This is a genomic window from Pseudomonas sp. AC255 (genome assembly GCF_979258175.1).
In genome coordinates, this window is the sequence record NZ_OZ409841.1 from 3,280,168 (window position 1) to 3,300,476 (window position 20,309).

At 60.9% G+C, this 20,309-nt stretch carries 14 protein-coding genes and 1 pseudogene; 6 read left to right on the forward strand and 9 right to left on the reverse strand.

What is annotated here, in order from left to right; genetic code table 11:
* Positions 1–8: 8 nt before the first annotated feature.
* The gene (locus ACZZ0K_RS14840) at positions 9–998 is read right to left on the reverse strand and encodes an alpha/beta fold hydrolase (RefSeq protein ID WP_252879746.1); all 990 of its coding nucleotides are present in this window, start codon (positions 996–998) and stop codon (positions 9–11) included.
* Between the two features lie 184 nt (positions 999–1,182).
* Complete coding sequence (gene ppsA / locus ACZZ0K_RS14845) at positions 1,183–3,558, reverse strand: phosphoenolpyruvate synthase (RefSeq protein ID WP_041479139.1); 2,376 nt, start codon at positions 3,556–3,558, stop codon at positions 1,183–1,185.
* 173 nt (positions 3,559–3,731) lie between these two features.
* Between ppsA and ppsR the strand changes: the two genes are divergently transcribed.
* Positions 3,732–4,550 carry a posphoenolpyruvate synthetase regulatory kinase/phosphorylase PpsR gene (ppsR, locus tag ACZZ0K_RS14850; RefSeq protein WP_252879745.1) on the forward strand — a complete coding sequence of 273 codons (819 nt, stop codon included), beginning with the start codon at positions 3,732–3,734 and terminating at the stop codon, positions 4,548–4,550.
* A 133-nt stretch (positions 4,551–4,683) separates the two neighbouring features.
* Here ppsR and prpD read toward each other — a convergent pair whose 3' ends face one another.
* The 6 genes from prpD to ACZZ0K_RS14880 form a co-directional block, all read right to left on the reverse strand.
* Entirely contained in the window at positions 4,684–6,168 is a 1,485-nt protein-coding gene (prpD, locus tag ACZZ0K_RS14855; RefSeq protein ID WP_463559160.1) for a 2-methylcitrate dehydratase, read from the reverse strand.
* A gap of 186 nt (positions 6,169–6,354) precedes the next feature.
* Positions 6,355–7,545, reverse strand: a complete 1,191-nt coding sequence (gene prpF, locus ACZZ0K_RS14860; protein WP_463559161.1) for a 2-methylaconitate cis-trans isomerase PrpF — start codon at positions 7,543–7,545, stop codon at positions 6,355–6,357.
* A gap of 53 nt (positions 7,546–7,598) precedes the next feature.
* Entirely contained in the window at positions 7,599–10,193 is a 2,595-nt protein-coding gene (gene acnD, locus ACZZ0K_RS14865; RefSeq protein ID WP_016773823.1) for a Fe/S-dependent 2-methylisocitrate dehydratase AcnD, read from the reverse strand.
* 197 nt (positions 10,194–10,390) lie between these two features.
* Positions 10,391–11,518, reverse strand: coding sequence for a bifunctional 2-methylcitrate synthase/citrate synthase (prpC, locus tag ACZZ0K_RS14870; protein WP_463559162.1), 1,128 nt, complete (start codon positions 11,516–11,518; stop codon positions 10,391–10,393).
* Between the two features lie 136 nt (positions 11,519–11,654).
* On the reverse strand, positions 11,655–12,548 hold the full coding sequence (prpB, locus tag ACZZ0K_RS14875; protein WP_024012298.1) for a methylisocitrate lyase: 894 nt from the start codon (positions 12,546–12,548) through the stop codon (positions 11,655–11,657).
* On the reverse strand, positions 12,545–13,267 hold the full coding sequence (locus ACZZ0K_RS14880; RefSeq protein ID WP_172834046.1) for a GntR family transcriptional regulator: 723 nt from the start codon (positions 13,265–13,267) through the stop codon (positions 12,545–12,547). The genes prpB and ACZZ0K_RS14880 overlap by 4 nt, the downstream gene beginning before the upstream one ends.
* 404 nt (positions 13,268–13,671) lie before the next feature.
* Between ACZZ0K_RS14880 and rloA the strand changes: the two are divergent.
* The 4 genes and pseudogenes from rloA (at position 13,672) to pabB (ending at position 18,322) form a co-directional block, all read left to right on the forward strand.
* Positions 13,672–14,207, forward strand: a pseudogene (rloA, locus tag ACZZ0K_RS14885) (retropepsin-like aspartic peptidase RloA).
* Positions 14,208–14,212: 5 nt separating this feature from the next.
* Entirely contained in the window at positions 14,213–15,748 is a 1,536-nt protein-coding gene (gene rloB, locus ACZZ0K_RS14890) for an osmotic stress tolerance membrane protein RloB (RefSeq protein WP_024012295.1), read from the forward strand.
* Complete coding sequence (locus tag ACZZ0K_RS14895) at positions 15,748–16,734, forward strand: alpha-L-glutamate ligase-like protein (protein ID WP_056784132.1); 987 nt, start codon at positions 15,748–15,750, stop codon at positions 16,732–16,734. Before rloB ends, ACZZ0K_RS14895 begins: the two co-directional genes overlap by 1 nt.
* A 244-nt stretch (positions 16,735–16,978) precedes the next feature.
* Positions 16,979–18,322 (forward strand): aminodeoxychorismate synthase component I, encoded by a 1,344-nt coding sequence (gene pabB, locus ACZZ0K_RS14900; protein ID WP_150741373.1) that lies wholly within the window; start codon positions 16,979–16,981, stop codon positions 18,320–18,322.
* Positions 18,323–18,453: 131 nt separating this feature from the next.
* Here the strand turns inward: pabB and thrH are convergent, their stop codons facing one another.
* On the reverse strand, positions 18,454–19,071 hold the full coding sequence (gene thrH / locus ACZZ0K_RS14905) for a bifunctional phosphoserine phosphatase/homoserine phosphotransferase ThrH (protein WP_071171568.1): 618 nt from the start codon (positions 19,069–19,071) through the stop codon (positions 18,454–18,456).
* A gap of 165 nt (positions 19,072–19,236) precedes the next feature.
* Here thrH and ACZZ0K_RS14910 point away from each other — a divergent pair, with 165 nt between their 5' ends.
* On the forward strand, positions 19,237–19,977 hold the full coding sequence (locus ACZZ0K_RS14910) for a phosphoadenylyl-sulfate reductase (RefSeq protein ID WP_073473953.1): 741 nt from the start codon (positions 19,237–19,239) through the stop codon (positions 19,975–19,977).
* Positions 19,978–20,309: the final 332 nt, after the last annotated feature.

Here is a 20,309-nt window from a genome sequence, read left to right on the forward strand (position 1 = left end):
AACGCCCCTCACACTGCGGCGGCCAGATTCGCTGGCTGCGCAAGCAACGGTGTCTGCTGATCCTTCAACCAGCGCGCCACCAGCGGCCACACTTCAGCCTGCGCTGCTTTGCTCACCAGCATTTCGACATGGCCGAAATTATCCGAGAAGCCCTGCTCGCGGCCCAGGTTGATGAACTGCTTGCACTCTGAGCCGATCTGCTCGAACAGCTTGCGGCAGGCCCACGCCGGATCCTGATGATCGCCCGCTGCCGTCACCGCCAGCACCGGTACCTGAACCTCGGCAAGTCCGGCCCACCAGTCCTTGTCCTTGTCGCCGAAGCGACCGAACAAGCCGTACCAGCGCATGCTTTCGATGGCCAGGCCGATCGGTTCGTCTTCCGGACCGCGTTTGAGGCGTGAGCCGGACAACTGCGCGAAACGCTTGAGAATAAAGCGCCCGCCCCACTCCACCGGTGGGATTTTCAACGGCCAGTAGGTGCGGCTGACCTGGGTGCCGAAAAACGCCGCCGAGGCCACGGCCGGTTCGCCGAGATACTCGCCACCGAGCGCCGCCGCCAGGGTGATGCCGCCCAGCGAATGGCCGATCCAGTGCGGGATCTGTCCGCTCTGCTCACGCACGAACGCGGCAATCGCCGGCAGATCGTAACGGGCATAATCGGCCACGCGGTTGCGCCGATAGTCTTCGTTGCGCTGGGACAGGCCGTGACCGCGCATTTCCGGAATCCACACGTCGAAGCCCAGCCGCGTCAGATACGCGCCGAGCCCGAGGCCTTTGGGGGAAAACCAGAAGCGCCGATTGGAAAAGCTGCCGTGTAACAGAATCACCGGCACGCCGCGTGGCGCCGTGTCATCGGCCATGCCCAGGCGGGTGACGGCGATCTCTACGGACCAGTCCGGGCTGTTGCCGGGTTTCAATCGATAGACGTCTTCGCTCAGATCGCCGCGCCGCTCGGCGCTGATCAGCGCGACAGGAAACAGGTTGCTGCTGCTTTGCATAATGCTCTTGCACAAAAAAGGGCGGCATCCGATGGAGCCCGCCCTACTTCAATCTCAAGGCCCGGCCCATGTGGGAGCGAGCCTGCTCGCGAAAGCGGTGTATCAATCAACATCCATGGTGAATGTTGCTCCGTCTTCGCGAGCAGGCTCGCTCCTACAGGGGCGCGGCCCGTTCACATGTTGATCAAGCCTGCGCCTGACCTTCGGCGAGGAAGAACCAGGTTTCCAGCACGGTGTCCGGGTTCAGCGACACGCTCTCGATGCCCTGTTCCATCAGCCACTTGGCCAGATCCGGGTGGTCCGAAGGACCCTGACCGCAGATGCCGATGTACTTGCCAGCCTTGTTGCAGGCCTGAATGGCGTTGGCCAACAGTTTCTTCACCGCCGGATTACGTTCGTCGAACAGGTGCGCGATGATCCCCGAGTCACGGTCCAGACCCAGCGTCAGTTGGGTCAGGTCGTTGGAGCCGATCGAGAAACCGTCGAAGAATTCGAGGAATTCCTCAGCCAGAATCGCGTTGGATGGCAGCTCGCACATCATGATCACGCGTAGACCGTTCTCGCCACGCTTCAAGCCGTTCTCGGCGAGCAGATCGACCACCTGGCTGGCTTCGCCGAGAGTACGGACGAACGGCACCATGATTTCCACGTTGGTCAGGCCCATCTCGTTGCGCACGCGTTTCAGCGCGCGGCATTCGAGTTCGAAGCAGTCGCGGAACGATTCGCTGATGTAACGCGAAGCACCACGGAAGCCCAGCATCGGGTTTTCTTCTTCCGGCTCGTAGAGCTTGCCGCCGATCAGGTTGGCGTATTCGTTGGACTTGAAGTCCGACAAACGCACGATGACTTTTTTCGGCGTGAACGCTGCAGCCAGGGTGCTGATGCCTTCCACCAGTTTGTCGACGTAGAAGTCGACCGGGTCGCTGTAGCCGGCAATACGCTTGTCGACGCTGTCCTTGATTTCCTGCGGCAGGCCGTCGTAGTTCAACAGCGCTTTCGGGTGCACGCCGATCATGCGGTTGATGATGAATTCCAGACGCGCCAGACCAACGCCGGCGTTCGGCAATTGGGCGAAGTCGAAGGCGCGATCCGGATTGCCGACGTTCATCATGATCTTGAACGGCAGCTCCGGCATGGCATCGACGGAGTTCTTCTTGATGTCGAAGCCCAGTTCGCCTTCGAAAATGTAGCCGGTGTCGCCTTCGGCGCAGGATACGGTCACGCCCTGGCCATCCTTCAGCAACTGGGTGGCGTTACCGCAACCGACCACCGCCGGAATGCCCAGCTCACGGGCGATGATCGCCGCGTGGCAGGTACGCCCGCCACGGTTGGTGACGATGGCGCTGGCGCGCTTCATCACTGGTTCCCAGTCCGGGTCGGTCATGTCGGAAACCAGCACGTCGCCCGGCTGGACTTTGTCCATTTCCGAGACGTCTTTGATGATCCGTACTTTGCCGGCGCCGATGCGCTGGCCGATCGCCCGGCCTTCCACCAGCACGGTGCCGGTCTCTTTCAGCAGGTAACGTTCCATGACGTTGGCCTGGGTGCGGCTTTTCACGGTTTCCGGACGCGCTTGCACGATGTACAGCTTGCCGTCGTCACCGTCCTTGGCCCACTCGATGTCCATCGGGCAGCCGTAGTGCTTCTCGATGATCATCGCCTGCTTGGCCAGCTCGCTGACTTCGGCGTCGGTCAGGCAGAAACGCGCGCGTTCGGCCTTGTCGACATCGACGGTCTTGACCGAACGACCGGCCTTGGCCTCGTCGCCGTAGATCATCTTGATGGCTTTGCTGCCCAGATTGCGACGCAGGATCGCCGGACGACCGGCCTCCAGCGTGCCTTTGTGTACGTAGAACTCATCCGGGTTGACCGCGCCTTGTACGACGGTTTCGCCCAGGCCGTAAGCGCCGGTGATGAACACCACGTCACGGAAACCCGATTCGGTATCGAGGGTGAACATCACGCCGGCGGTGCCGGTTTCCGAGCGCACCATGCGCTGCACGCCAGCCGACAGGGCGACCAGTTTGTGGTCGAAGCCCTGGTGCACGCGGTAGGAAATCGCACGGTCGTTGAACAGCGAAGCGAACACCTCTTTGGCGGCGCGGATTACGTTTTCCACGCCACGGATGTTCAGGAAGGTTTCCTGCTGACCGGCGAACGAGGCATCCGGCAGGTCTTCGGCGGTAGCAGAAGAACGCACGGCCACAGCCACATCAGGATTGCCCGCCGACAGCGCGGCGAACGCGGTGCGGATCTCGGCATTCAGTTTTTCCGGGAATTCGGCGTCCATGATCCATTGGCGGATCTGCGCGCCGGTCTTGGCCAGGGCATTGACGTCGTCGACGTCAAGCGCGTCGAGGGCCTTGTGGATCTGCTCGTTCAGGCCGCTCAGTTCGAGGAAGTCACGATAGGCCTGAGCCGTCGTGGCGAAGCCGCCGGGGACCGAAACACCGGCGCCTGCCAGGTTACTGATCATCTCGCCCAGGGATGCGTTCTTGCCCCCCACATGCTCAACATCGTGTTTGCCGAGCTTATCGAGGGAAACTACGTACTCTACCAAGGTGATCTCTCCACTAACTGTGTTGGAAAAGCTCAGAAACCGGCGGCCCGGGGAGCCTTGGCCGGTTGTATGGCCTGGACCTGGAAAATAAGTGAGAATGCGGGCCAATGGCGGCCGGCAAATCGCGCCTATCATATCCAGAAATGCTCATCAGCTTAAGGCCCAAGGTGCAAATGAAACGATCTGCTTTCTTCATCTCCGATGGCACCGGCATTACCGCCGAAACCCTGGGTCAAAGCCTGTTGGCGCAGTTCGAAAACATTACCTTCAGCAAATTCACGCGGCCCTACATCGACAGCGTGGAAAAAGCGCGGGCCATGGTACAACAAATCAACAAAGCCGCTGAAACCGACGGCTTTCGGCCGATCATCTTCGACACCATCGTCAATCAGGACATCCGTGAGATTCTCGCAACGTCCAATGGTTTCATGATCGACATTTTCTCGACTTTCCTCGCGCCGCTCGAACAGGAGCTTACCGAGCACTCTTCCTACACCGTCGGCAAGTCCCATTCCATCGGGCACAACTCCAATTACATGGAGCGCATCGAGGCGGTGAACTTCGCCCTCGACAACGATGACGGCGCGCGCACCCACTATTACGACAAAGCCGATCTGATACTAGTGGGCGTGTCGCGATGCGGCAAAACGCCGACGTGTCTGTACATGGCCATGCAGTTCGGTATCCGCGCGGCCAACTATCCGCTGACCGAAGACGACATGGAGCGCCTGACCCTGCCGCCGGCCCTGCGCGCCCATCAGCACAAGCTGTTCGGCCTGACCATCGACCCCGACCGCCTGACTGCGATCCGCAACGAGCGCAAGCCCAACAGCCGTTATTCGAGCTACGCCCAGTGCGAATTCGAAGTGCGCGAAGTGGAGAACCTGTTCCGCCGCGAGAACATTCCGCACATCAATTCCACGCATTTTTCCGTCGAGGAGATTTCTGCGAAGATTCTGGTGGAAAAAGGCGTTGAGCGGCGGTTCAAGTAGGTTTGCGGTGCCTGATCTGACGCTATCGCGGGCAAGCCCGCTCCCACAGGTTCTGAAGGCGTTCACAATTTCTGTGTTCATCACCATTCCCTGTGGGAGCGGGCTTGCCCGCGAAGAACGATAACGCGGTCTGTCAGAGCACAAACAGATCGATGAATCGATTCACCGCTGTGGCTTCCAGCCGCGCCTGATCCTCACAGAGCGCAAATATCTCAGCGCAACGCTGGCCGGCGAAACGCGTGGCCAGATTGGCCTTGAACTTGTCCTCCAGCAACGGAATACCTTCGGCGCGGCGGCGGCGATGGCCGATCGGGTACTCCACCAGCACTTTATCGGTGCTGCTGCCATCCTTGAAAAACACCTGCACGGCATTGGCAATCGAGCGCTTGTCGGCTTCGAGGTATTCGCGGCTGTAACGTGGTTCTTCGACGATGACCATTTTTTCGCGCAGCACATCGATGATCGGATGCGCCTTGTGGAAGTCGTCTTCGTAGTGCTCCGCCACCAGATTGCCGAATGCCAGCGGCACGGCAGTCATGTATTGCAGGCAGTGGTCGCGGTCGGCGGCATTGGCCAGCGGGCCGACCTTGGAAATGATGCGGATCGCCGATTCATGGGTGGTGATGACGATGCGGTCGATCTCATGCAGGCGATTGCGCACCTGCGGATGGAGGGTCACCGCCGCCTCGCATGCGGTTTGCGCATGGAATTCGGCGGGGAAGCTGATCTTGAACAGCACGTTTTCCATCACGTAACTGCCGAACGGCCGGGAAAAGCTGAAAGCGCGTTTGTCCGAGGGTTTCAGCGCCAGATCGTTGTTGGTGTGGCTGAACGAAACGTCATAGAAGCCCCACTGCTTCGCGCTCAAAACTCCGGGAATGCCCATCTCGCCGCGCATGGCGATGTCGGCCAGCCTTACGCCGCGACTCGCCGCATCCCCCGCCGCCCAGGATTTGCGCGAGCCGGCGTTCGGCGCGTGACGATAGGTGCGCAGCGCCTGACCGTCGGCGAAGGCATGGGACAGCGCCGACAGCATCTGCTCGCGATTGGCACCCATCAGTCTGGCGCTGACGGCGGTCGAGGCGACTTTCACCAGAATGACGTGGTCGAGTCCAACCCGGTTGAAGGAGTTTTCCAGAGCGATCACGCCTTGAATCTCGTGGGCCATGATCATTGCTTCCAGCACATCGCGGACCGTCAGCGGCGCTTCACCGTTAGCGACGCGTTTTTGCGACAGGTGATCGGCAACGGCGAGGATGGCGCCGAGGTTGTCCGATGGATGGCCCCATTCGGCGGCAAGCCAGGTGTCGTTGTAATCGAGCCAACGGACGATACAGCCGATGTCCCACGCGGCCTTGACCGGATCGAGGCGATAACGGGTGCCCGGCACTCGTGCGCCGAACGGCACCACCGTGCCCTCTACGATCGGGCCGAGGTGTTTCGTGCATTCGGGGAAACGCAGGGCCAGCAGACCGCAGCCCAGCGTGTCGATCAGGCAGTTGCGCGCGGTGTTCAGCGCCTCGGCGGATTCGGGCTTGAAGGTGAGGACGTAGTCGGCGATGTCCTGCAGGACTGCGTCGTAATCGGGACGGTTGTTCAGGTCGACGTTGGCGCTCATGTTCGATTCACTCGTAAAGTGGTTCGTTGATGGGACCTCGGTTCAGGGCTAACGATTTCTTATGATTGAAATGCAATCCACTGTGGGAGCGAGCCTGCTCGCGAAGGCTGAGCGTCAGTCAACATTTGCATGTCTGATGCATCGCTTTCGCGAGCAGGCTCGCTCCCACAAGGATATTGCTGTTGCTTAAAAGCAATCGCCGGGCACGCGGACATAGCCTTCCATGAGCACCCGCGCACTGCGACTCATGATGGCTTTCTTCACCACCCATTCGCCATTCTCCAGCGTCGCTTCAGCGCCCACGCGCAAAGTCCCCGACGGATGGCCGAAACGCACCGCGTTGCGTTCAATGCCTCCCGCAGCGAGATTCACCAACGTGCCGGAAATCGCTGCCGCCGTGCCGATCGCCACTGCCGCCGTGCCCATCATGGCGTGGTGCAGCTTGCCCATCGACAACGCGCGCACCAGCAGGTCCACATCACCAGCGGCAATCGCTTTACCACTCGACGCCACGTAATCCGCAGGCTTGGCGACGAATGCGACTTTCGGCGTGTGCTGCCGCTTGGCGGCTTCTTCCAGATTGGCGATCAGGCCCATGCGCAACGCACCGTAAGCACGAATCGTCTCGAACATCAGCAGCGCTTTTGGATCGCCGTTGATCGCGCCCTGGAGTTCGGTGCCGGTGTAACCGATGTCTTCGGCGTTGACGAAAATCGTCGGGATCCCGGCGTTGATCATGGTCGCCTTGAACGTGCCGACACCCGGCACTTCCAGCTCGTCGACCAGATTGCCCGTAGGGAACATCGAGCCACCGCCGCCCTCTTCTTCCGCCGCCGGATCCATGAATTCGACCTGCACTTCGGCCGCCGGAAAGGTCACGCCGTCGAGTTCGAAATCGCCGGTTTCCTGCACTTCGCCGTTGGTGATCGGCACGTGGGCGATGATGGTCTTGCCGATATTGGCCTGCCACACGCGCACTACCGCCACGCCGTTGTGCGGAATGCGGCTGGCGTCGACCAGACCGTTGCTGATGGCGAACGAACCGGCCGCCGCCGAGAGGTTGCCGCAGTTGCCGCTCCAGTCGACGAACGGCTTGTCGATCGACACTTGGCCGAACAGGTAATCGACGTCGTGATCGGCGCGGGTGCTTTTCGACAGGATCACGGTTTTGCTGGTGCTCGACGTTGCGCCGCCCATGCCGTCGATTTGCTTGTCGTAGGGATCGGGGCTGCCGATCACTCGCAGCAACAAAGCGTCGCGCGCCGGTCCTGGGACCTGCGCTGCTTCGGGCAGATCCTTGAGGCTGAAGAACACGCCTTTGCTGGTGCCGCCGCGCATGTAAGTCGCAGGGATTTTTATTTGTGGTGCGTGAGCCATGGTGCTCCTTACCGAAGGCATGGGACTTGAAAATCCCATGCCCACAAGTTGATTTAAACGGCGACCGCCGAGCCTTCGAGGAAGTCCTGCGCGAAGCGCTGCAACACGCCGCCGGCCTCGTAGATCGACACTTCTTCAGCGGTATCGAGACGGCAGGTCACCGGCACTTCGACACGCTCGCCATTCTTGCGATTGATCACCAGCGTAAGATCCGCACGCGGCTTGCGCTCGCCGATCACGTCGTAGGTTTCGCTGCCATCGATGGCCAGAGTGTGGCGGTTGGTGCCAGGTTTGAATTCCAGCGGCAACACGCCCATGCCCACCAGGTTGGTGCGGTGAATGCGCTCGAAACCTTCAGCGGCAATCGCCTCGACACCGGCCAGGCGCACGCCTTTCGCCGCCCAGTCGCGGGACGAACCCTGACCGTAGTCGGCACCAGCGATGATGATCAGCGGCTGCTTGCGCTGCATGTAGGTTTCGATGGCTTCCCACATGCGCATGACCTGGCCTTCCGGCTCGACACGCGCCAGCGAACCCTGCTTGACCTTGCCGTTTTCCACGACCATTTCGTTGAACAGCTTCGGATTGGCGAACGTCGCGCGCTGTGCGGTCAGGTGGTCGCCACGGTGGGTGGCGTAGGAGTTGAAGTCCTCTTCCGGCAGGCCCATTTTCGCCAGGTATTCGCCGGCGGCGCTGTCGAGCATGATCGCGTTCGATGGCGACAGGTGATCAGTGGTGATGTTGTCCGGCAGCACCGCCAGCGGGCGCATGCCCTTCAACGGACGGGCGCCGGCCAGTGCGCCTTCCCAGTACGGCGGACGGCGGATGTAGGTGCTCATCTCGCGCCAGTCGTACAGCGGCGCGACTTTCGGCCCGGTGTCTTCATGCACGGCGAACATCGGGATGTAGACCTGCCGGAACTGCTCGGGCTTGACCGACGACTTCACCACCGCATCGATTTCTTCGTCGCTCGGCCAGATGTCCTTGAGGCGGATTTCCCGGCCATCGACCACGCCCAGCACATCCTTCTCGATATCGAAACGGATGGTCCCGGCGATCGCGTAGGCAACCACCAGCGGCGGCGAGGCGAGGAATGCCTGTTTGGCGTACGGGTGAATGCGGCCGTCGAAGTTGCGATTGCCGGAAAGCACCGCGGTCGCGTACAGATCGCGGTCGATGATCTCTTGCTGGATCAGCGGATCGAGGGCGCCGGACATGCCATTGCAGGTGGTGCAGGCAAACGCGACGACGCCGAAGCCGAGCTGTTCCAGCTCAGTGGTCAGCCCCGCTTCATCGAGGTACAGCGCCACGGTTTTCGAGCCCGGCGCCAGCGAAGATTTGACCCACGGCTTGCGGGTCAGGCCGAGCTTGTTGGCGTTGCGCGCCAACAGGCCAGCGGCTATGACGTTGCGCGGGTTGCTGGTGTTGGTGCAACTGGTGATGGCGGCGATGATCACCGCGCCGTCGGGCATTTGCCCCGGCACGTCATCCCACTGGCCGGAGATGCCTTTGGCTGCCAGATCCGATACCGCAACGCGGGCGTGCGGGTTGCTCGGGCCGGCCATGTTGCGCACCACCGAGGACAGATCAAAAGTCAGGCCGCGCTCGTATTGCGCGCCTTTCAGGCTGTCAGCCCAGAGGCCGGTCAACTTGGCGTATTGCTCGACCAGTTGCACTTGCTGGTCTTCACGACCGGTCAGTTTCAGGTAATCGATGGTCTGCTGGTCGATGTAGAACATCGCCGCCGTGGCGCCGTATTCCGGGGCCATGTTGGAGATGGTCGCGCGGTCGCCGAGGGTCAGCGCTGCTGCACCTTCACCGAAGAACTCCAGCCACGCGCCAACGACTTTCTGTTTGCGCAGGTATTCGGTCAGGGCCAGGACCATGTCGGTGGCGGTGATGCCCGGTTGCAACTTGCCGGTCAGTTCGACGCCAACGCTTTCCGGCAGGCGCATCCACGACGCGCGACCGAGCATCACGCTCTCGGCTTCGAGGCCGCCGACACCAATGGCGATCACACCGAGCGCATCGACGTGCGGCGTGTGGCTGTCGGTGCCGACGCAAGTGTCGGGGAACGCCACGCCTTCGCGCACCTGAATCACCGGGGACATTTTCTCCAGGTTGATCTGGTGCATGATGCCGTTGCCCGGCGGGATCACATCGACGTTCTTGAAGGCCTTTTTGGTCCAGTTGATGAAGTGGAAACGGTCTTCGTTGCGGCGGTCTTCGATGGCGCGGTTCTTCTCGAAGGCCTGGGCATCGAAACCGCCCGCCTCGACGGCCAGCGAGTGGTCGACGATCAATTGCGTCGGCACCACCGGGTTAACCTGCGCCGGGTCACCGCCCTGCAAAGCGATGGCGTCACGCAGACCGGCGAGGTCGACCAGCGCGGTCTGGCCGAGGATGTCATGGCAGACCACCCGCGCCGGGAACCACGGGAAATCGAGGTCGCGCTTGCGTTCGATCAGTTGCTTGAGCGAGTCGGTGAGCGTGGCCGGGTCGCAGCGACGCACAAGGTTTTCCGCCAGCACGCGGGAGGTGTACGGCAGGGTGTCGTAGCTGCCAGGCGCAATCGCCTCGACCGCCGCGCGGGTGTCGAAGTAATCCAGCGGCGTGCCGGGCAGGTTCTTGCGGAATTCTGTGTTCATCGGGTCAGGACTCGGGTCACGGTGATTGCAAAGGGTGGGCCAGAAACCTGAGTTACACACCGTCCACTGTGGGAGCGAGCCTGCTCGCGAAAGCGGTATATCAGTCGACATCAATGTTGAATGTCAGTCCGTCTTCGCGAGCAGGCTCGCTCCCACAGGGTCTAGCGGTGTTCTCTGGTTCCGGGTCAGCCCACCATTCAGCGACGTTCGATTGCCACGAACTTGCGCTGTTCGACGCCGGTGTACTCGGCGCTTGGGCGGATGATGCGGTTGTTGGCGCGTTGTTCGAACACGTGCGCGGCCCAGCCGGTCAGGCGCGAGCAGACGAAGATCGGCGTGAACAGCTTGGTCGGGATGCCCATGAAGTGGTAAGCCGAGGCGTGATAGAAGTCGGCATTCGGGAACAGTTTCTTCTGCTCCCACATGGTCTTGTCGATGGCCTCGGAAACCGGGAACAGCACCTTGTCGCCGACCTCGTCCGCGAGTTTTTTCGCCCAGCCCTTGATCACCTCGTTGCGCGGGTCGCTGTCCTTATAGATCGCGTGGCCGAAGCCCATGATTTTGTCCTTGCGCTCGAGCATGCCGAGGGTGCCTTTGATCGCCTCTTCCGGCGACGAGAAGCGCTCGATCATTTCCATCGCCGCTTCGTTGGCGCCGCCGTGCAATGGACCGCGCAGCGAACCGATTGCCGCTGTTACGCAGGAATACAGATCGGAAAGGGTCGAGGCGCAAACCCGTGCGGTGAAGGTCGAGGCATTGAATTCGTGCTCGGCGTAGAGGATCAGCGACACGTTCATGACTTTGACGTGCAGTTCGCTCGGTTTCTTGCCGTGCAGCAAATGCAGGAAGTGGCCACCGATGGTCGGCTCGTCGCTGACGCAGTCGATGCGCTTGCCGTCGTGGCTGAAGCGATACCAGTAGCACATGATCGCCGGGAAAGCGGCGAGCAGGCGGTCGGTCTTGTCGCGCTGTTCGGCGAAGTCCTTCTCCGGTTCGATGTTGCCGAGGAATGAGCAACCGGTACGCATGACGTCCATCGGATGCGCGTCAGCCGGGATGCGCTCAAGCACTTCCTTGAGCGCTTGCGGCAGGTCGCGCAGCTTGCTCAGTTTGCTTTGATAGTCGGCCAGTTGCGCTTTGGTCGGCAGTTCGCCGTACAGCAGCAGATACGCGACTTCTTCAAATTGCGCGTCGGCGGCCAGTTCACGCACGTCGTAGCCGCGATAGGTCAGCCCGGCTCCGGCCTGGCCCACGGTGGACAGTGCGGTTTGCCCGGCTACCTGGCCACGGAGCCCGGCGCCACTGAGTACTTTTGCTTCGGCCATTGTGTTCTCCAATCTTCTTGAATTTGTATGGGGAAACTTGTGGGAGCGAGCCTGCTCGCGAAAGCGTCGTGTCAGTCACTTTGACATTGCCTGATCCACCGCTTTCGCGAGCAGGCTCGCTCCCACAGGGTTTTGTTCAGCCTTTCTTCTGTGCAAACAACGCATCGAGCTTCTGCTCGAAGGTGTGGTAGTCGATGCGATCGTAAAGCTCCATGCGAGTCTGCATGGTGTCGATGACATTCTGTTGCGTGCCATCGCGGCGGATCGCCGTGTAGACATTTTCCGCCGCCTTGTTCATCGCGCGGAATGCCGACAGCGGATACAGCACCAGAGAAACGTCGGCGCCGGCCAGTTGTTCGGTGGTGTAAAGCGGCGTTGCGCCGAACTCGGTGATGTTGGCCAGGATCGGCGCTTTCACGCGGTTGGCGAACAGCTTGTACATGTCCAGCTCGGTAATCGCCTCAGGGAAAATCATGTCAGCGCCGGCCTCGATGCACGCCGCCGCACGATCGAGTGCCGATTCCAGACCTTCCACCGCCAGCGCATCGGTGCGCGCCATGATCACGAAGCTGTCGTCGGTGCGCGCATCGACGGCGGCTTTGATGCGATCGACCATTTCCTGCTGGCTGACAATTTCTTTATTCGGGCGATGGCCGCAGCGCTTGGCGCCAACCTGGTCCTCGATGTGAATCGCCGCCGCGCCGAACTTGATCATCGACTTGACCGTGCGCGCGACGTTGAAGGCCGACGAGCCAAAACCGGTGTCAACATCCACCAGCAGCGGCAGGTCGCAGACATCGGTGATGCGACGCACGTCGGTCAGCACGTCGTCCAGCCCGGTGATGCCCAGGTCCGGCACGCCCAGCGAGCCTGCGGCCACGCCGCCACCGGACAGGTAGATCGCCTTGAAACCGGCGCGCTTGGCCAGCAGCGCGTGGTTGGCGTTGATCGCGCCGACCACTTGCAAAGGATGCTCGCTGGCGACCGCATCGCGGAAGCGCTGGCCCGGCGTGTTCAGGTTGGAAGTCATGCATCACCTCGTTCAGTGGCTGTCTTGTTGTGGGCGCCGTCCTCGTAGTGACGGGCGATGTTGCGTTTCGAGGCGCCGATGTGGCGGCGCATCAACAATTCCGCGAGTTCGCCGTCACGGTCGGCGATGGCATCGAGAATGCGGTGGTGTTCGGCGAAGGCCTGATGCGGGCGATTCGGCGTGGTGGAAAACTGGATGCGGTACATGCGCACTAGTTGATACAACTCGCCGCAGAGCATCTGCGTCAGCGTGCGATTGCCGCTGCCCTGGATGATCCGGTAATGAAAGTCGAAATCGCCTTCCTGCTGGTAGTAACCGACGCCGGCCTGAAACGCCGCATCGCGCTCGTGGGTTTCCAGGACCCGGCGCAGTTCGTCGATCTCCTCGACGCTCATGCGCTCGGCGGCGAGGCGGCAGGCCATGCCTTCAAGGGATTCACGGATTTCATAGAGTTCGATCAATTCGGCATGGCTGAGCGAGACCACCCGCGCACCGACGTGCGGCACGCGCACCAGCAAGCGCTGCCCTTCCAGACGATGGATCGCCTCACGCAGCGGCCCCCGGCTGATGCCATAGGTGCGCGCCAGCTCCGGCTCGGAGATCTTGCTGCCCGGGGCGATTTCGCCTTTGACGATTGCGGCCTGGATGCGCCGGAAGACGTTTTCCGACAGCGTCTCGGAATCGTCGCCATTGATGACCGGGGGATCGAGCTGATCCAGCATGATTGTCGACACCTTTAAATCCAATGCGGCAAAAACTAGCCAATCTGGCCCGATGAGTCAAAGGATAAATAGGCATTGTCGACAATCGTCTAATAACCGCTGCCAATCGATCATCTATTACTGTGGGAGCGAGCCTGCTCGCGAAGGCGGCAGGTCAGTCGGCTTCTGCATCGAATGACACAGCGCATTCGCGAGCAGGCTCGCTCCCACAAGGGTGGCACCCCTTGCAGGTTTTGGGTCGGCGCAAGCGCTGGCGCCATAAAACCACCGTGCTAGAATGCCGCCCGCATTTGCGGGTCTTTTGTACGGCTTGCCATAAAAAGCTGCCAGGCACACGCGGGGGCTTGCGCACGGTTGTGCGGGCACCTGAACCGATAACGGAACGCTGCGCACCAGGATTTATGAGACTCAAGCCTTTCCCCACCTTTTTTGCTCTGTTTTGCCTGCCCGGCCTCGCCGCCGCGGGGAAAAAACCGTGTATGGCCTCAACGAATACGCTTCGCTTGACGGCATCAATCTCGAAGTTGCGGCCAAACTCGACACCGGGGCGAAAACCGCCTCGCTGAGTGCCCGCGACATCAAACGCTTCAAACGCAACGGTGAATCCTGGGTACGTTTCTACCTGGCGATCGACACCGCGCATTCGCACCCCATCGAACGGCCGCTGGCGCGGGTCAGCAAGATCAAGCGCCGCGCCGGCGACTACGATCCGGAAGAAGGCAAGCAGTACACCGCCCGTCCGGTGATCGAGCTGGATATCTGCATGGGTTCGGCAATGCGCAGCATCGAAGTGAACCTGACCGACCGAAGTGCGTTCCAATACCCGCTTTTGATCGGCTCCGAGGCGCTGAAACGCTTCGACGCGCTGGTCGACCCCAGTCTTAAATACGCTGCCGGCAAACCTGCCTGCACCATCGCCGCTCACACCGCCGAGTAATTTCCATGCGTTCTCTAACCTTCCACCTGAAAATCCTGATCGCCGTGCTGGTGCTGCTGGGCGTTTCGGTTACGGCCTATCAGATTTTCGTGCTCGGCATCCCGGTGACCGAAGACGCCACCGACGACCTGTGGAACATCGACGCCAAGGTCGAGTTCGTCGCCAGCACCAAAGATCCGGTGAAGATCCAGATGTTCGTGCCGCCGTTGAGCCGCGACTACGTCAGTCTCAACGAAAGCTTCATTTCCAATAACTACGGCGTAGCGGTGAACCGCATCGACGGCAACCGCAAGGTGACCTGGTCGGCCCGTCGCGCCAAGGGTAACCAGACGCTGTATTACCGTCTGGTGCTGACCAAGCGCTACACCGCGGAAAAATCCAAGGTCAAAGGCCCGACCTTCCGTGACAGCATGGTCATCGAAGGCCCGGAAAAGATCGCCGCCGAAGCCCTGCTCGCGCCGATCCGCCAACATTCGGCCGACGTCGAAACCTTTATTGGCGAGGCGATCAAGCGCGTCAACAACGTGAATGACGACAACGTCAAATTGCTGCTGGCCGGCGATCCGTCGACTTCGCACAAAGCCAAGATCGTCGAACTGCTGCTGTCGATTGCCCACGTTCCGGTAGAAAAAGTCCACACCATCCGCCTCGTCGCCGATCAGCCTCAGACTCCCGAACTGTGGCTGCGCAGCTTCAACGGCAACGACTGGTTGTACTTCAACCCGGAAACCGGTGAGCAAGGCCTGCCGACCGATCGCCTGCTGTGGTGGACCGGCGACGAAAACCTGATCACCGTCGACGGTGGCAAGAAAGCCAACGTGACCTTCAGCTTGAACAACAGCGAGATGAACGCGATTCGTCTGGCCAAGCTGACCGACGAAAACACTGACGCCAACTTCCTCGATTACTCGCTATACGGCTTGCCGCTGCAGACCCAGCAGACCTTCATGATCATGGTGATGATCCCGATCGGTGTGCTGGTGATCCTGATCCTGCGCAACCTCGTCGGCCTGCAGACCCTCGGCACATTCACCCCGGTGCTGATCGCCCTCGCCTTCCGCGAAACGCAGCTGGGCTTCGGCATCCTGCTGTTCACAGTGATCACCGCGCTGGGCCTGTCGCTGCGCTCGTATCTCGAACATCTGAAGCTGCAAATGCTGCCGCGCCTGTCGGTGGTGCTGACGTTCGTGGTGGTGTTGATTGCGGCGATCAGTCTGTTCAGCCACAAGCTTGGCCTTGAGCGCGGCTTGTCGGTGGCGCTGTTCCCGATGGTGATTCTGACCATGACCATCGAACGTCTGTCGATCACCTGGGAAGAACGCGGCGCCAACCATGCGCTGAAAGTCGCGATCGGCACGCTGTTCGCCGCCTCTCTCGCACACCTGATCATGACCGTGCCAGAGCTGGTGTACTTCGTATTCACCTTCCCGGCGATCCTGCTGATTCTGGTCGGTTTCATGCTGGCGATGGGTCGCTATCGCGGCTACCGCCTGACCGAACTGGTACGTTTCAAGGCCTTCCTGAAGAAGGCTGACGCCTGATGTTCGGTTTCTGGAAGACCTGGAAGGCCCTCGAGGCGCGCGGCATCATGGGCATCAACCGCCGAAACGCGGACTACGTGCTCAAGTACAACAAGCGCAGCCTGTACCCGATCGTCGATGACAAGATCCTGACCAAGGAACGCGCCATCGCCGCCGGCATTCATGTGCCGGAGCTGTACGGGGTGATCTCCACCGAGAAGGAAATCGACAAGCTCGACGAGATCATCGGCGGGCGCAGCGACTTCGTGATCAAACCGGCGCAAGGCGCGGGTGGCGACGGCATCATCGTCATCGCCGACCGCTTCGAAGGCCGCTATCGCACGGTGTCGGGCAAGATCCTCGCCCACGAGGAGCTGGAACATCACATCTCCAGCATCCTCACCGGCCTGTACTCGCTGGGCGGCCACCGCGACCGCGCGCTGATCGAATACCGTGTGACCCCGGACCAGATCTTCAAAAGCATCAGCTACGAAGGCGTGCCGGACATCCGCATCATCGTGCTGATGGGTTACCCGGTGATGGCGATGTTGCGTCTGCCGACCCGCCAGTCCGGCGGCAAGGCCAACCTGCACCAGGGCGCCATTGGCGTCGGCGTCGATCTGGCCACCGGCCTTACGCTGCGCGGCACCTGGCTGAACAACATCATCACCAAACACCCCGACACCACCAACGCGGTGGATGGCGTGCAACTGCCCTACTGGGACGGTTTCATGAAACTCGCCGCCGGCTGCTATGAGCTGTGTGGGCTGGGTTATATCGGCGTGGACATGGTGCTTGATCAGGAAAAAGGCCCGCTGATCCTCGAGCTGAATGCGCGGCCGGGGCTGAACATTCAGATCGCCAACGATTGCGGGCTGACCTTGCGTACCCACGCGGTTGAAGCGCGGCTGGAAGAGTTGAAGGCGCGGGGCGTGACGGAGTCGGTTGAAGAGCGGGTGGCGTTTACCCAGGAGATGTTTGGGCATATTCCTGCGGTCGAGGGCTGATCCTCCACATTGATAGTTCCCACGCTCCGCGTGGGAATGCAGCCCGTGACGCTCCGCGTCACAGTGGACGCAGAGCGTCCATGGCGGCGTTACCACGCGGAGCGTGGGAACGATCAATCGGCTCCCTTTCCCCCTCGCCCCCTTGGGGGAGAGGGTTGGGGTGAGGGGGAGGCTTTTGACTTTGATCTGGCAGCGCAGAGGGCTACAATCCCCACCCCGCCTCAACGGCCGATCTGCCCCGCCCATGCTGACCTGCTCCGTACACCCACTGCCCTACCGCGCCAATCCGGCCGACTATTTCGCGGCCATTCGCAACGCACCCGGCGCCGTGCTGCTCGACAGCGGCCGGCCGAGCGCTGAACGCGGCCGTTATGACTTGCTCAGCGCCTGGCCGCTGGAACAACTGGCGGTGTTGCCGGACGAAAGCGGTGCGCATTTCCTCCAGCGCCTGCGTGACCACCTCAGCCGCTTGGGCGAAGCGCAGTTGCCTGCCGGGTATGAATTACCATTCGCCGGCGGACTGATCGGTTATTTGAGCTACGACTTCGGCCGGCATCTGGAAAACCTGCCGAGTCAGGCACTGGATGACCTGCAACTGCCCGATGCGCGTTTTGGCCTGTACGACTGGGCGCTGATCAGCGATCACCACGCGCAAACCAGCCAACTGGTCTTTCATCCTTCGCTTGTCGACAGTGAACGGCAGCGATTGGTCGCGCTGTTCACCCTGCCTCAAGTTGACGCGCTGGTGCCCTTCAGACTGAACGCCCCGATGGCCGGTGACCTCTCGGCCGACGATTACCGTCAGGCGTTCGAGCGCATTCAGGAGTACATCCAGGCCGGCGACTGCTATCAGGTCAACTTTGCGCAACGCTTCCGTGCCGAATGTCTGGGCGATCCATGGCTGGCCTATTGCGCATTGCGCCAGGCCTGCCCGACGCCGTTCTCCGGTTTCCAGAGCCTGCCCGACGGCGGCGCGGTGCTGAGCCTTTCACCGGAACGCTTCGTCAGAGTCAGCCAGCGTCAGGTCGAAACCCGTCCGATCAAGGGCACCCGCCCTCGCGGCCTGACTCCAGCCGAAGACGCCGCCAATGCCGCCGAACTGCTGGCCAGCCCCAAGGATCGCGCGGAAAACCTGATGATCGTCGACCTGCTGCGCAACGACCTCGGGCGCACCTGCCGCATCGGCTCGGTGCGGGTGCCGGAGTTGTTCAGTCTGGAGAGCTATCCGAATGTGCATCATCTGGTCAGCAGCGTGACCGGTGAACTGGCGGCGGATCGTGACGCGCTCGACCTGATCGCCGGCAGCTTCCCCGGCGGCTCGATCACCGGCGCACCGAAGATTCGGGCGATGCAGATCATCGACGAGCTGGAGCCGACCCGGCGCGGTTTGTATTGCGGCTCGTTGCTATATCTGGACGTGCGCGGTGAGATGGACAGCTCCATCGCTATTCGCAGTCTGTTGGTCAAGGATGGCCAGGTGTGCTGCTGGGGCGGCGGCGGGATCGTCGCCGATTCGGACTGGCAGGCGGAATATCAGGAGTCGATGACCAAAGTCAGAATTCTCTTGGAAACCCTGCAAAACCTCTGAGGAATGATCGTTCCCACGCTCCGCGTGGGAATGCAGCCCGGGACGCTCCGCGTCCCATCCAAAGCCGAACGCGGAGCGTCCGTTGAGGCATTCCCACGCAGAGCGTGGGAACGATCATCAGGTAGCAAGGCTTACAGGCTGAGATCGCGGTTTGAAGCCTTGAGAAATTCCTGCTTCAGCTCTTCAAACGTATGCACCGCCGGGAACTGCGGAAACTCGCGAATCACGTTGTCCGGCGCATGAAACAGAATCCCCGCGTCCGCCTCGCCGAGCATGGTCGTGTCGTTGTACGAATCACCCGCCGCGATCACCCGGTAGTACAGGCTCTTGAACGCCAGCACCGACTGGCGCTTGGGATCTTTCTGACGCAGTTGATAGCTGGTCACCCGCCCGCTTTCGTCAGTGATCAAGCGATGGCAAAGCAGAGTCGGGAAGCCCAGCTGGCGCATCAGTGGCTGTGAAAACTCATAAAAGGTGTCCGAGAGAATCACCACCTGAAAGCGCTCGCGCAGCCAGTTGACGAACTCCACCGCGCCGTCCAGCGGTTTGAGCGTGGCGATCACTTCCTGAATATCCGAGAGCTTGAGGCCGTGCTCGTCGAGGATGCGCAAACGCTGCTTCATCAATACGTCGTAATCGGGAATGTCCCGGGTGGTGGCCTTGAGGGAGTCGATTCCGGTTTTTTCGGCGAAGGCGATCCAGATTTCCGGTACCAGTACCCCTTCAAGATCCAGGCAAGCAATTTCCACAAGACACTCCCGTTTGTAGTGATTATTTGAGTCAAGCGAGGCCGAACTCTAGCGTCTGCACCAGACGCGCGCAACGCAGAGGACGCCCCGGCCGCGGCAGCTTTTTGTTACCATCGGCCCCCTATAGAGCGCCCGAGCGCCATTGACCTGTAGGAAGCCGACCTGATGAGCCCAACGTTCGACGTCGTGGAACTCGCCACGACCTATGCCAACAAATCCGCCCAGGACATCCTCAAGCTCGCCTTCGCCGAGTTCGGCGATGACTTGTGGATATCTTTCAGCGGCGCCGAGGACGTGGTGCTGGTGGACATGGCGTGGAAGCTGAACAAGAACGTCAAAGTCTTCAGCCTCGACACCGGCCGCCTGCATCCGGAGACTTACCGCTTCATCGAGCAGGTGCGCGAGCATTACCAGATCGATATTGAAATCGTCTCGCCGGACTACACGAAACTCGAACCGTTCGTGAAGGAAAAAGGCCTGTTCAGCTTCTATAAAGATGGCCACGGCGAATGCTGCGGCATCCGCAAGATCGAGCCGCTGCGCCGTAAGCTGTCCGACGTCAAAGCCTGGGCCACCGGCCAGCGCCGCGACCAGAGCCCGGGCACCCGCAGCGCCGTGGCGGTGCTGGAAATCGACACAGCCTTCTCGACACCGGAACGCACCCTGTACAAGTTCAACCCGCTGGCGCAGATGACCAGCGAGGAGATCTGGGGTTACATCCGCATGCTCGAACTGCCCTACAACAGCCTGCACGAGCGCGGTTTCATCAGCATCGGCTGCGAACCCTGCACCCGCCCGGTGCTGCCGAACCAGCACGAGCGCGAAGGCCGCTGGTGGTGGGAAGAAGCCACGCAGAAAGAATGCGGACTGCACGCGGGGAATATCATCAGCAAGAGCAAGGTCTGATCCCCCATTTATAGAAAGACCTGTGGGAGCAAGCCTGCTCGCGAAAGCGCAGTTCCAGTCAACGTTTCAGTTGCCTGATACACCGGATTCGCGAGCAGGCTCGCTCCCACATTGATATGTGCCGGGCACGCAAAAGGTGTACACAAGGTTGTCACCATCGGTGCCATTTATGTGTGCACTTTCTGTTTTTACGCCCTGAAAAGTTACATCCCCCAGCAGAATCCCGTCTGCGTGCGCCCCCCGCAAAATCCCTCCTCCAAAAAAAATACCTGTCCAATCGATCAATTTATATCGCCGGTTTTTCAGTCACTTACCCCGCATTGATAACTATT